The following is a 12643-nucleotide window of genomic DNA, read 5'->3' on the forward strand; positions in this document are numbered from 1 at the left end:
CCTCCTTAATACATGCTTTCTTCTTTTGAAAATTTACGCTGAATTAATGTCGCAATTAAAATAACAAATGCTAATAAAAATGCTAAAGCAGCTGCATACCCCATCGTTCCTAGGTTTTTAAATGCATATTGATAAATTAACAGAACAACGGTAAGCGTTGAGTTGTTCGGACCTCCAGATCCTCCTGAGAAGATAAATGATTGATCAAACAATTGAAATGTTCCAATGAGACCCATAATAACTACAAATGATGTGATTGGCCTTAAATTTGGAACTGTAATATGCCAAAATCGTTGAAAAGCATTAGCTCCATCCAGCTGTGCTGCTTCGTATAAAGAGTCTGGTACATCTTGTAAAGCAGCTAAGTAAATAACCATATAAAATGGCGCCGTTGCCCAAATATTCATAATCATGATTGCAACGAGAGCTACTTGAGGATCTCCCAACCAGTTATATGTAGGAAGTCCTAATATAGCTAAAAATTGGTTGACTAACCCGTTTTGATTATACATCCACATAAAAATTAACGTTAAAACAGCAGATGATGTAAGCGTGGGCAGAAAATAAATAATCCTAAAAAATTTCTCTGCTTTTAGTCCTGCATTTAACGTAGCTGCTAACACTAAAGCTAAAATAGTTTGTGCAGGCACAACAATAATTACATACTTCAGCGTGTTCCAAAGCGCAATATGTGCTTTGTCATCCTCTAACACCTTCATATAGTTTTCTAACCCTCGAAAGCTAAATTCAGTACCACCTAGTAACTGGACTTTATTTAACGATAGAAAGATAGCATAGAAGATGGGAGTAATTACAAATAACAATAATACAAAAAGCGTTGGTGACATGAACCCGTAGCCTTGACCAATATCACGTAGCTTATACTGTTGTTTTTGTCTTTTAGCCTTTTTCATTTTATCCACTCCATTGTTGAGCTTGCTTTATTCGTAGATACTAATTTCTTTATTCGCCTGCTCTTCTGCTTTTTGTAGCGCTTCTTTTAACTCACTTTGTCCAAGAAAAGCACTTAAAAATTGGTTGTTAAAATTGTTCATGATGATAGGGAGGTATGGACCGTCCTGCCACACAGTTGCATAGGAAGCTCCAGCGACAAGTGCTTTTCTTTTTTCATCATTTGCATATCCCAGTCTATCTGCAACAGACTTTCTTGTTGGTAAAGCAAAACCTTTGCTTGTCCAAATTTCCATCCCTTCTTTTCCTGTTAAATATTCAATAAGTTTCCAAGATGCCTCTTTTTGCTTGGATTCTGCATTCATCACATATCCCACTGCAAAAGCCATGGTTCCTCGTTTCTTATTCACCGTTGGTACTTCGGCTGTACCATAATCTAAATGCGGAAATGATTGATCCAGAAATGGAATCATCCAATTTCCTTCTACTACCATTGCCACTTTTTCTTGAGCAAACATATCAGTACCTGAATTAGCTCCAACATCAGATGGCTGAACAGACGTTTTATCCTTTTGATACTGATCAACAATAGGTTGTAGCGCATCGATTACTTCTTTGCTTGCAAAATTAGCTTTGTTATCTTTTACAACATCTCCACCGTTTGATTCAGCAATATAGAAAAGCCTCGCTAACTCAGGCGATACGCCTAGACCTTTGATACCTTGTTTTTCGAAAGCCTTTGATACTTCAATGAGCTCCTCCCAGGTTGTTGGAACTTCTACCCCCGCTTCTTTAAAGAGCTTTTTGTTATAAAAAAGTGCTAAAGTTGAATAATCTTTTGGAAATCCATACGTTTTACCATCTTTTTGAAACGCTTTCAACATTGGGGTTTCAAAGTCTTCAACATCAAATTCTTTCTTCACGTAAGGGTTTAAGTCTTCAATAATTCCCGTTTCAATTAGGCCTGGTGCTTCCAACGCATCTAAATAAAACACATCAGGTCCATTGCCTCCAATTAAACGTGTTTTTAAAATATCCATGTACTGATCCGTAATAACTTCATGTTTTACAGAGATTTCTGGATGCTTCTTTTCAAATTCAGCGATTGTTTGCTTTAATAACCGCATTTCTTCAGGATTTCCTCCCCATCCTGCTAAAACCACTTCGGTTTTCTCAGCACTGCTTTTGGTTTCATTTGAACACCCTACTAAAGCGGTACTGGCTACAACCAAAAGTATGCTGAACATCATTAACCACTTTTTATAGCTCATCAACCATTCCTCCTTCGTCATCTATGAGCCGAGCAGGATTTTCCACTCGACTCATACATGATTATGAACAATTTACCATGCGACAATTTGTTATTAATTCGTAGCCCGTTGAGTTTTCTAGCACTTGTAATACGTGTTCATTGTTGTCCTTCACTACTTTTACGGAAAGCATTCCTTCACCAATCTGAATATGCTGAACCGTTAAATCATGCATGTTATTCAGTAAGATGGGGTTGATCTTAATCTGCTTCTTCATGCTGTTTGGAAACAACTGCAACATTGTCTGAACAAACGTTAACGGTGTCCCTGCTGCCCACGCTTGAGGAGAACAAGCAACCGGATATTTCACTGGTTTGCCATTTGATTTGGAATAGCCACAAAACAGTTCTGGCAAGCGGTCATATTCAAAGTGTGTTGATGCATTAACTAAGCCTTCGATGACTTTATTTGCTTCACGTTGTTTTCCTACCTTGCTAAGCCCTAGCAAAATCATACTGTTATCGTGAGGCCATATGCTTCCATCATGATAGCTCATTGGGTTATACCCTGCCTCTCCCTCACCCATTGTACGAATACCATAGCCAGAAAACATTTTATCGGATAACAACATGCTTGCTACGTGGTCTACTTTGTCTGAACTTAACATATCCGCAAATAAAATGTGACCTGGATTAGAAGTAATCGTTTCTACCTTTTTCTTATGCTCGTCTAGTGCAATTGCATAGAAGGACACATCATCCATCCAAAACTCTTGTTCAAACTTTTCTTTTAGTAGAGCTGCTTCATTACGTAACTTCTCAGCTTTCTCTGTTTTCCCAATTTGCTCATAGAGATTTGCAACTTCAAATTTCGCCTGATATGCGTAGCCTTGTACTTCTGCTAAAGCGATTGGTGTTTTAGCATATTCACCATTTTTATGCACTACTGAATCCGCTGAATCTTTCCAACCTTGATTAGCAATTCCTTTACTAGATTCTTGGTGGTATTCTAAAAATAAATCCCCGTCTCGATCTCCATATTCATCAATCCACATTAGTGCTTTATCAATATTGTTTTCAAGCTCATATACAAGCTTCATGTCTCCTGTCCACTTTACATACTCTGTTAATAAAATTAGAAATAAAGGAGTAGCATCAATCGTTCCGTAATACGGCGTAAATGGAATTTGATTCGTGTTAGCCAACTCTCCATATCGAATCTCATGCATGATTTTCCCTGGTTGTTCATCTCTCCATGAATTTAAAGTTTCACCTTGATACGCTGCCATAGTTAAAAGTGTACCCTTTGCAATGCTTGAATTGAAAGGAAGCATTTGTAAAGCGGCGATTAAACTGTCTCGACCGAATGGAACACCAAACCACGGTAAACCAGCAACAGGGAACTCTCCATATCCTACGTCAGTTAATAGTACACGCAGATCGTTCATCCCTCGATTTATTAACCTTTGAATTGATTCATGATTTGTTTGTACTTTCGTCGATTGTTCTTCCCACTTTTTATATGAATCTTTTAGCTCAGAGAGTGCTACCTTAACTGGAAGTTTAGCTTTAGGATCATCCTGTCCAATCTGTGGTTGAATAGTGAACACCACTTCTTCTGCTTCCTGATGATCTAATGAAAAATGAAAGTCAATTTGCCCTTCTTCCGTTACTGAAGTTGCTGGACGATCCCATGCAATATTTGTAGCACGATAAATATCATCTGCTCCCATATATTTAAATACTAAGCTTTGCTCACCAATGGTTTGTCCACTTCTTTTTCCTACATGGCCCGTTTGAAAACCTCGAACAATAAACATGTCATTAAAATCAACATCCATATGAACTGTAATCGTAAAATCTACACGCTTTGGAAAGTAGTTTTTAAGCTTAATTGTCTCATATAATACACCGTCATAAATAAAGCGCTCACGTAAAATTTCAATCGATTCACGCCATAGGATAAGATTTTCTTCATTTTCCATATGGGGGTTGGTTAACCGAATAGTTGCCATATAGTTTTCATCAGCATCTGAAGCTAATAAAATTGGATTCTCACCATTTATCTTTATATTAAGTCCGCTCAAAAAGCGAGTATCCTTTGTATATAAACCTAAGCCATACTGATGATTTTTAGTGATATTTCCCATTTGATCTGTTAACAGAAATAAATCATTTTCTTTAATTACACGATAATCCATTACTACTCCTCCTATTTACCAAAACGTTTTGGATTTATTTCATAAGAAAAATCCGAAACGTTTCGGATTTTTCTTATATTAAAAACCACTTATTTGTGGCTTTTAGCTGTCGTCTCTCTAATAATGAGTTCTGTCTCTAAATATCTCTCCATATTTGTAGACCGATTCTCTAATATCTCAATCAATAAATCTGCGGCTTCATACCCTATCTGATACACTTCTTGCCCTACTGTTGTCAGTTGAGGTGATGAGTAAGCAGCGAGCATAATATTGTCATAGCCTACGATAGAAATTTGATCAGGTACCCTTCTCCCCAAGCGCTTACAAGCCTTTAATGCACCTAATGCCATCAAGTCACTTGCACAAAAAAGAGATGTGATTTCCTCGTTAGCTTTTAGTAACTCATATGCTTGTTGTTCTGCAACGGCTTCTTCAAACTCTCCGTTTACAATCCAGCTTTGACGTATATCAATACCGTGCTCTTCCAAAGTGTCTAAATACCCTTTAAGCCTTTCTTGGCTTACAAACGCATCTTCACTTCCGTTTATCATTCCAATGTGCACGTGTCCTAATTGCACTAAATGTTCAACTGCTTTCTTAGCACCTAGCTTGTTATCTGTTGTGACATAACCAACTAAATCTGAACGAATTGGAATATCGACAAGGACGCAGGGAATGTTGCTTTCAAGTACTTCCGTTAGGTACGGATCATCCTTTTTAATTCCTTGAATGATTGCTCCATCCACTCTTCTTTCTTTGCAAAGCTGCGTATACGTTTTCTCGCGTTGTTTTGTTGTATTAGTGTTAAATAAAATCAAATCATAGCCTAAAAGAGAAGCTCTTTCATTTACTCCACATAACACCTCAAAGGTGAAATTATCTTTTACACTTTCTCGACTGATTCCTGACACAAGTAAACCAATTGTTTTCGACTTTTGCATAACCAAACCACGAGCTAAAGTATTTGGGCTATAATTCAGCTCTTTAGCTACATTCATAATCTTTTGCCTAGTCTTCTCATTCACATCAGAATAGCCATTTAACGCACGAGATACCGTCGTAATAGAGACACCTGCAACTTTCGCAATATCTTTTATAGTTGTCAATTACACTCCTCCAAAACGTTTCGGATAACTTATGAGAACATTGTAACGCTTTCAAAATGATTTTTCAAGACAAAAAACACCTAAAACAGATTAATCTATTTTAGGTGACGTTTTTTTACAAAGTGGTAGCTCAATTGAAAAGCATGTTCCTTTTCCTTTTTCGCTTGTGACTTGAACCTTCCCCTGCATGTAATGAATAATACGAAAAGAGACCATTGTCCCTAGGCCCGTTCCTTTTTCTTTAGTCGTAAAATAAGGCTCTCCTAAGCGGCTAATCTGCTCGCTCGTCATTCCACACCCCGTATCATGAATCTCTACCGTAACTGTCTCTCCGCTTTTTTTTAGCTTTACTTCGAGCTTCCCCCCGTTAGGCATGGCTTCAATACTATTTTTGACTAAGTTAATAAAGCATTGTTGAAGCTTCCTTCGTTCTCCACACACTTGAGCTTGCTCATGTAAAAGAGAAGGAGGCGGTAAAACGACACCGTTCATATTTGCAAGTGGCTTCATAATTTGTAAAACATGCTGAATTTCCACTCCTACATCTACTTTTTCCGGTCGCTCAGGGGCTGAATTTGCAAAAAGTAAATAATCATCAATAATATCCTTGGCTCGATCAAGCTCATCAATTGCAATTGATAAATACCGCTTCTTTACGGGATCTTGTTCATCTTCCCCTAGCATTTGCATAAAACCTCGGCTAGCTGTTAATGGATTTCGTACTTCATGTGAAATACTCGCTGCTAGGTGACTGACAACTTCTAGCTTTTCAGCTTTCACTAATCGTTTAAGAATTGATAAATTGGTTCGAATAGCTTCCCATAAAATAGTAATAACTAGCGTACCAATTACATCTAGGCAAACAAATTCAATCCATAAAAAAGTTGGCAGCGCAATATCAAAAACAAAAATTGATACTCCCATAGCCAAAAGTGCACCTAAGAGGCTCATTAATGTACTTGCTATAATCCTTTGTTGCAAGGACATCGTTAAGAATTTCTTTGCAAGTATGAATAATGGAATACTTAAAATTGGTAAAGCTATTAGCGTAACGTAAAACCCTACCCCTCCTATTAGAAAGCGTATTGTTAAAATCAATACAAAAAGAAAAGCACCTAATCCTGCTCCTCCGTATAATGTTCCTAAGATATATGGGATACGCCGCAGGTCAATATTGTATAAATCAGGGACAATAACAGCATCAACTGGAAAAAGCATGCATAACAAGATAGAAAGGATTGGAAATATTGCTATTGTCCAATTTTTTAACCAATCTATTTGTTTTGCATACTTTAATAAATAGTACATTTGAACTAAAAATAATGGTAATAATATAAACAAAAAGTTAATTAATAAATCTTTTGTGAAAAAGCTCATTCATTCACCGGTCTTTCAACATATTCTTCAACTAGCTCTACTTATCTACTTGTTAGAATACTGCATTCTCACCTTTTTTGAAATAGCTTTTTCACAATTTGTTACAAATTTGGTTGAATTATTGAGATATTTGGTTCAATCTATGACGACCGATTTCATACTCTTCTATCATTTGCTTAAAAAGCTCTTGTACAGTTGGAATAGTCGAAATTAAACCAATAACTTGACCAGCCCATCCAAACCCTTCTTTTTCATTGTTCTCGTATATATAACGGCAGTTAGCTTTTCCACTAATCACGTCTTGTAATTCTTCGTACCGTTCTCCCATACGCTCGCGTTCTACAATGGCAAGTGTATAATCTGACTTTAATACGCGTCCAGGGGCACCTAAAGAACGTTTTATGACAAGTGTATCTCTTTCCGTCCCTTCAACAATTGCTTGTTTGTAGCTCTCACCCGCATGTACACATTCCTTTGTAGCAATAAATCTTGTTCCCATTTCAATTCCCTCTGCTCCTAGCGCAAATGCAGCTAAAAGACCTTGACCGTTTCCAATTCCTCCACTAGCTAATACGGGAATGGACACTGCTTGAGCTACTCTAGGAATGAGTACCATCGTTCCTAAATCGTCTCTCCCAATATGTCCACCTGCTTCTTGACCAACAGCCATAACCGCATCTGCACCTAGCTCTTCTGCTTTTTGTGCTTGTCTCACGTTAGAAACAAGAACCAATGTTTTAATATTAGTACCTTTTAACCGATCAATAATTGGAGCTGGATTCGCTCCTGTAATAGAAACAACCGGTACTTCTTCAGCGATTGCTACTTCTAAAAGCTCTTCATAAGAAGTACCACTTTGTCCTCCAACAGCAAAGTTAACACCAAAAGGAAAAGAAGTAAGTGACCTAACCTTATGAATTTCACGGGTGAGGTTTTCTTTTGTCTTTAGAGTCATAGCCGTAATTTGTCCAAGTCCACCTGCGTTTGATACAGCTGCAGCTAGCTCACTATAAGCTAGATAAGCTAGACCACCTTGAACGATTGGATAGCGAATTCCTAGTAGCTGAGTAACACGTGTTTTCATCAATTGTCCTCCTCTTTCACACCAAATCTATCTTTCATTATGCCAAAAAGTTCCTAATACCTCTACTATATTCTACTTCCCTTCTTCTATGTCTTTCGTGAAACTAAATATATGTTAGAATAAAAATGGAAATTACCATGGAAAGAAGGCATACTTTAAATGCATATCTCAATTATTTTAACAATGCTAGCTGTTGGGCTTATCTTAGGTTTTGTGGGAGCAGGAGGTTCTGGATTTATTATTTCTCTTTTAACATTATTCTTTAACGTTCCTGTTCATATTGCTTTAGCTACTGCTCTGGCAGCCATGATTTTCTCTTCTCTTTCCGGTGCCATCAGCCACTACCGTGAGGGAAATGTTTCACTTAAATCAGGCATTATTGTTGGGGTTGTAGGCGCTTTAGGAGCATGGCTTGGCTCTCACTTTTCAAGCTTTATACCCGAGGAGCAATTAACTTGGCTAACAGCCAGCATGTTATTTTTATCGGGCGTTTTACTATGGGTGCGAACTGTTGTGCTATCAAGAAAATCCGGCAACACCCCAATACCACAGGGCGCTCATTTTGTGATAGCGTCCATATTAATTGGAGTAGTAACCGGGCTCTTATCCGGCATGTTCGGTATAGGATCCACTCCATTCATTCAGCTTGGATTAATGATGATACTTGGTTTATCGATTCACAAGTCAGCGGGAACAACCATGTTAATCATTATTCCCATTGCCATTGGAGGAGGAACAGGTTATTATCAACAGGGCTTTTTAGATATTCAATTATTATTTGAGGTAGTTGTTGGAACAATGGTAGGTTCATATATCGGTGCTAAGTTTACAAACCGTGTGCCAACATCCGTGTTAAAAACATCTCTTGTTGCTTTACCTATCTTTTCAGGCTTTTTGCTTATTGTATAAAAAAAGCGCATTCCTATGCGCTTTTTTTAGTTTATTGGACAACTAGCTTTATTTGATTTTGTGAAGGGTCTTTTGTAAAGATAGCATGCTCTTCTTTGCTGACCACTGCGCCTATCTCTTTCAAACGATTCACCACTACATCTCGCTTTTCTTCATCTGGAAACTCAATTGTAAAATACTTCATTCCAGGGCTATTTTCAGACGGTGCATCCGCTCCTCTTCCATTCCAAATATTCACTCCAATATGGTGATGATATCGCCCTGTGGACATAAATAATGCTTGGTTAGGAAATTTGCTAACGACATCAAACCCTAGCTTTTCATAAAATACTTTTGTTTCTTCTAAATCAGCTACGTGCAAATGAATATGCCCCATTACTGTATGACTTGGTAACCCTTCCCACTTTCCACTTTTTGCTTCTGCTAACACAGCTTGAGCATCAAGGGGAAGCGTAGCCATTTTAACTTCATTATCACTCCACTCCCAGTTAGCATTAGATCGATCTCGATATATTTCAATTCCGTTACCATCAGGGTCAGCTAAATATATCGCTTCACTGACTAAGTGATCAGAAGCTCCTTGCAATGGATACCCGGTTTTAACTAAATGATGAATAACCTCACCTAAGTCAGCACGTGATGGTAATAGTAAGGCAAAGTGATAAAGGCCGGTTTTACGTTCCTGCTTGGGCTGTGGTCTAGAAAGCTGCTCTAATGTAACGAGAGGTGTTGTTCCGTCTGCTGTTAATACAGCTTTCGTACTGGATCTTGTTAGAACTTGAAAGCCTAACACCTCTTCATAGAAACGCAGCGATTTTACAATATTATTTACGCGAAGCGCAACCTGGCTAACAAATGTATGAGGCTTTTGATGAAATGACATTTTTTTCTCTCCTTCTTTTTTATATAAAATCCATGGTTATTTATTTTAAATAATTAACTTACTTTATGTAAGTTAATTATATTATAAAAAGAAAATTCGTCAAGTTGTTTTATTTCTTTACTTTAGTAATAAACTACTTTATTACTTCATTAGCATAGACTCTTGAGAATCGTCATAAAGACATGATTTAATCAATGTCAGGAGGGGTGACTATGACATTATCTTGGATTTTATCTTACATAGTTGTTTCATTAACAATTGTATTAATTCCAGGTCAAGACATGCTCTTTGTCCTGACTCAAAGCTTAACATCAGGCATTAAAGCAGGAATGAAAACAGTACTAGGCTCCATTACCGGTACTTTCATTCATACGCTCTTGGCAGCTGGAGGTCTGTCTATTATTTTTCAGCAGTCCGTATTAGCATTCAATATTTTAAAAATTGTTGGTGTGCTTTACCTTTTATTTTTAGCTATTCAGTCATTTCGTTCTAAATCTGAACCTTTATCTTTGACTTCCCATCAAATGAGTACAACACGTTTCTTTAAAAAAGGGTTTTTCACCAACTTGTCTAACCCAAAGGTAGCTATATTCTTTATCACATTTTTGCCTCAGTTTGTGAATCCATCCTTAGGTTATGTAGGTCTACAGATGTTTGCTTTTGGGTTAATTTTTATTTTAGAAACGCTAGTTATCTTTTCGCTTGTAGCATTTTTTGCTTCTTATCTTGGAAAACGTGCAAAAAATAATGGGCGCGTGCAGTCATCATTAAAATATATACAGGGTACAGTATTTGGCATTTTAGGTTTAAAATTGTTATTTACAGATCACTAAAAGAGCTTGCTTATGCCAAGCTTTTTTTTATTCATATTAATTATTCTTTTATACATACTAAGTAAAAAGCCTAAAAAAGCAAGGAGTACTTTCATGGATTTATTAAAAGATTTCCTTATTTTATTATGTAGAATTATTACTATTCTGCCACTTTTGCTTATTATGACTCTGTTTATGGGCAGACGCTCAATTGGTGAGCTTCCCATATTTGACTTTCTCATTTTAATGTCTCTTGGAGCAGTTGTAGGGGCCGACATTGCTGATCCAGAAGTTGAACATATTCACACAGCTGTTGCAATTGTGATGATCGGCATCTTTCAAAAGATTATTGCTTATTGTAAGATTCGCTATCGTTCTTTTGGAGAAAAGATTACGTTTGAACCAGTTGTCGTTATTAAGGATGGCTTATTTTTAGTTAAAAACCTTCAGCGTATTCGATACTCAATTGATAATATCTTATATATGCTCCGTGAAAGTAACGTCTTTGATATTAGCATTGTAAAAATGGCTGTTATCGAATCTAATGGTAAACTAACTGTTCAAAAGAAATCGTCTAAAGAAACTTTAACACGGGAAGACCTGCATATTTCAAACAGTAAAATAGATTTGGCTTACCCTTTAATTATTGAAGGAAAAGTATATGAGGATGTATTAACCCACTGTAACCAGACAAAAGAATGGTTAGTAGGCGAGTTAAAAACACAGGGTATTGAAAGCCTCTCTGACATTTTCTTTGCGTCATTGACTGATGAAGGTAAACTACATGTCTCACTATATTCACCAAACAATTCAGCTCCTCCCCTTCATCATTAAAAATTCAGCTTGCTTTATTAAGTATTTATACTGTAGACCTCCTAATGGTAAACTGTTTTATTGAATATTTCTGAATAAATGTACAGCATGGACTTTTATAGATTTAACTGTGAAGTTATGCTATTTTAGTAGATACAAGATTGTTTGCGTATTAGGAGGTTTATATGGGCTTTATTGACTCACTATCATCAGTTGATGGTTGGAAAAATATCGGTTTAGCAGTTGGGATTTTTTTGATTTTCCTTGTGCTTCGTAAACTGTTTACAACTTATTTATTTAAATTTATTATCGGGTTTGTGAAGAATAAAAAAATTGATCTTATCACGAGTATTTTAGAAGCATTTGAAAAGCCAATGAGGTGGATTTTCGTAATCATTGGTATTCAGCTTGCGCTCCCTTATTTACCATTTGAACTTTTAACGGTTGAGCGTGAAAGCCAGATTATACGTTCTGCTTTTATTATTCTTGCAGGATGGGGACTTTACAATTTGGCGGATGCAACAGCGCTCTTTTTCTCAACTTTCTCAAAAAATTTTGATGTACAAGTAGACCGCATTGTTATTCCATTTGTTGAGAAATTTATCCGCATCATCGTTGTTGTTTTATCTGCTTCCATTGTTGGTGAAGAATGGGGCTTCAATGTTAATGGATTCGTAGCCGGCCTAGGACTCGGAGGGCTAGCATTTGCCCTTGCAGCTAAAGATACGGTTAGCAACCTTTTTGGCGGAGTTGTGATTATCACAGAAAAGCCTTTTACAATTGGAGATTGGATTAAAACACCAAGCGTTGAAGGCGTAGTTGAAGATATTACATTTCGAAGCACAAAAGTACGAACATTCGCTCAAGCGCTTGTAACGGTTCCTAATGCAACGCTATCAAATGAGCCTATTGTAAACTGGGCTAAAATGGGAAAACGTCAAATATCATTTCATTTGGGATTGAATTACAATACCCCTAAAGAAAAACTGGAAACCTCAGTTGAACGTATTAAGCAAATGCTGATGGAAGATGAAGATATTCATAAGGAAACAATTATTGTTAATTTTGAAACCTTTAATGAATCAAGCCTTGATGTGCTGTTATACTTCTTCTCTAACACAACAGCTTATGCTGACTATTTAGAGGTAAAAGAAAAGATAAACTTTAAAATTATGGACATTTTACAAGAAGAAGGCGTTGACTTTGCTTTTCCAACTCGTGCTCTTGTCATGCAACAATCTGAAGATATTATTAAACAAGATACAAACATATTGGAAAGATCTCGCGGTTAACAAAA

General features: G+C 36.8%; 11 protein-coding genes. 4 read left to right on the forward strand and 7 right to left on the reverse strand.

Annotation, left to right across the window (positions count from 1 at the left end):
- Positions 1-5: 5 nt before the first annotated feature.
- The 6 genes from EPL02_RS14310 to EPL02_RS14335 form a co-directional block, all read right to left on the reverse strand.
- Positions 6-848 carry a carbohydrate ABC transporter permease gene (locus EPL02_RS14310; RefSeq protein ID WP_094912207.1) on the reverse strand — a complete coding sequence of 281 codons (843 nt, stop codon included), beginning with the start codon at positions 846-848 and terminating at the stop codon, positions 6-8.
- Between the two features lie 93 nt (positions 849-941).
- Positions 942-2183 (reverse strand): ABC transporter substrate-binding protein, encoded by a 1242-nt coding sequence (locus EPL02_RS14315; protein ID WP_131888073.1) that lies wholly within the window; start codon positions 2181-2183, stop codon positions 942-944.
- Positions 2184-2244: 61 nt separating this feature from the next.
- Positions 2245-4362: an amylo-alpha-1,6-glucosidase gene (locus EPL02_RS14320; RefSeq protein WP_131888074.1), complete on the reverse strand. Its 2118-nt coding sequence runs from the start codon at positions 4360-4362 to the stop codon at positions 2245-2247.
- 89 nt (positions 4363-4451) lie between these two features.
- Positions 4452-5468 carry a LacI family DNA-binding transcriptional regulator gene (locus EPL02_RS14325; RefSeq protein WP_131888075.1) on the reverse strand — a complete coding sequence of 339 codons (1017 nt, stop codon included), beginning with the start codon at positions 5466-5468 and terminating at the stop codon, positions 4452-4454.
- A 90-nt stretch (positions 5469-5558) separates the two neighbouring features.
- Positions 5559-6845, reverse strand: coding sequence for an ATP-binding protein (locus EPL02_RS14330; protein ID WP_131888076.1), 1287 nt, complete (start codon positions 6843-6845; stop codon positions 5559-5561).
- Between the two features lie 118 nt (positions 6846-6963).
- Positions 6964-7929 carry an NAD(P)H-dependent flavin oxidoreductase gene (locus EPL02_RS14335; protein ID WP_094912045.1) on the reverse strand — a complete coding sequence of 322 codons (966 nt, stop codon included), beginning with the start codon at positions 7927-7929 and terminating at the stop codon, positions 6964-6966.
- Between the two features lie 159 nt (positions 7930-8088).
- Here EPL02_RS14335 and EPL02_RS14340 point away from each other — a divergent pair, with 159 nt between their 5' ends.
- Complete coding sequence (locus EPL02_RS14340) at positions 8089-8838, forward strand: sulfite exporter TauE/SafE family protein (protein WP_094912044.1); 750 nt, start codon at positions 8089-8091, stop codon at positions 8836-8838.
- 31 nt (positions 8839-8869) lie between these two features.
- On the opposite strand, the gene EPL02_RS14345 is transcribed toward EPL02_RS14340, so the two are convergent.
- The gene (locus EPL02_RS14345) at positions 8870-9721 is read right to left on the reverse strand and encodes a VOC family protein (protein WP_094912043.1); all 852 of its coding nucleotides are present in this window, start codon (positions 9719-9721) and stop codon (positions 8870-8872) included.
- 212 nt (positions 9722-9933) lie between these two features.
- Between EPL02_RS14345 and EPL02_RS14350 the strand changes: the two genes are divergently transcribed.
- The 3 genes from EPL02_RS14350 (at position 9934) to EPL02_RS14360 (ending at position 12638) form a co-directional block, all read left to right on the forward strand.
- Complete coding sequence (locus EPL02_RS14350) at positions 9934-10554, forward strand: LysE family translocator (RefSeq protein WP_094912042.1); 621 nt, start codon at positions 9934-9936, stop codon at positions 10552-10554.
- A gap of 93 nt (positions 10555-10647) precedes the next feature.
- Complete coding sequence (locus EPL02_RS14355; protein ID WP_094912041.1) at positions 10648-11367, forward strand: DUF421 domain-containing protein; 720 nt, start codon at positions 10648-10650, stop codon at positions 11365-11367.
- A 164-nt stretch (positions 11368-11531) separates the two neighbouring features.
- Complete coding sequence (locus EPL02_RS14360; protein ID WP_131888077.1) at positions 11532-12638, forward strand: mechanosensitive ion channel family protein; 1107 nt, start codon at positions 11532-11534, stop codon at positions 12636-12638.
- Positions 12639-12643: the final 5 nt, after the last annotated feature.

It is taken from the genome of Bacillus sp. CBEL-1 (genome assembly GCF_004348885.1).
Classification (GTDB): domain Bacteria; phylum Bacillota; class Bacilli; order Bacillales; family Bacillaceae_H; genus Priestia; species Priestia aryabhattai_A.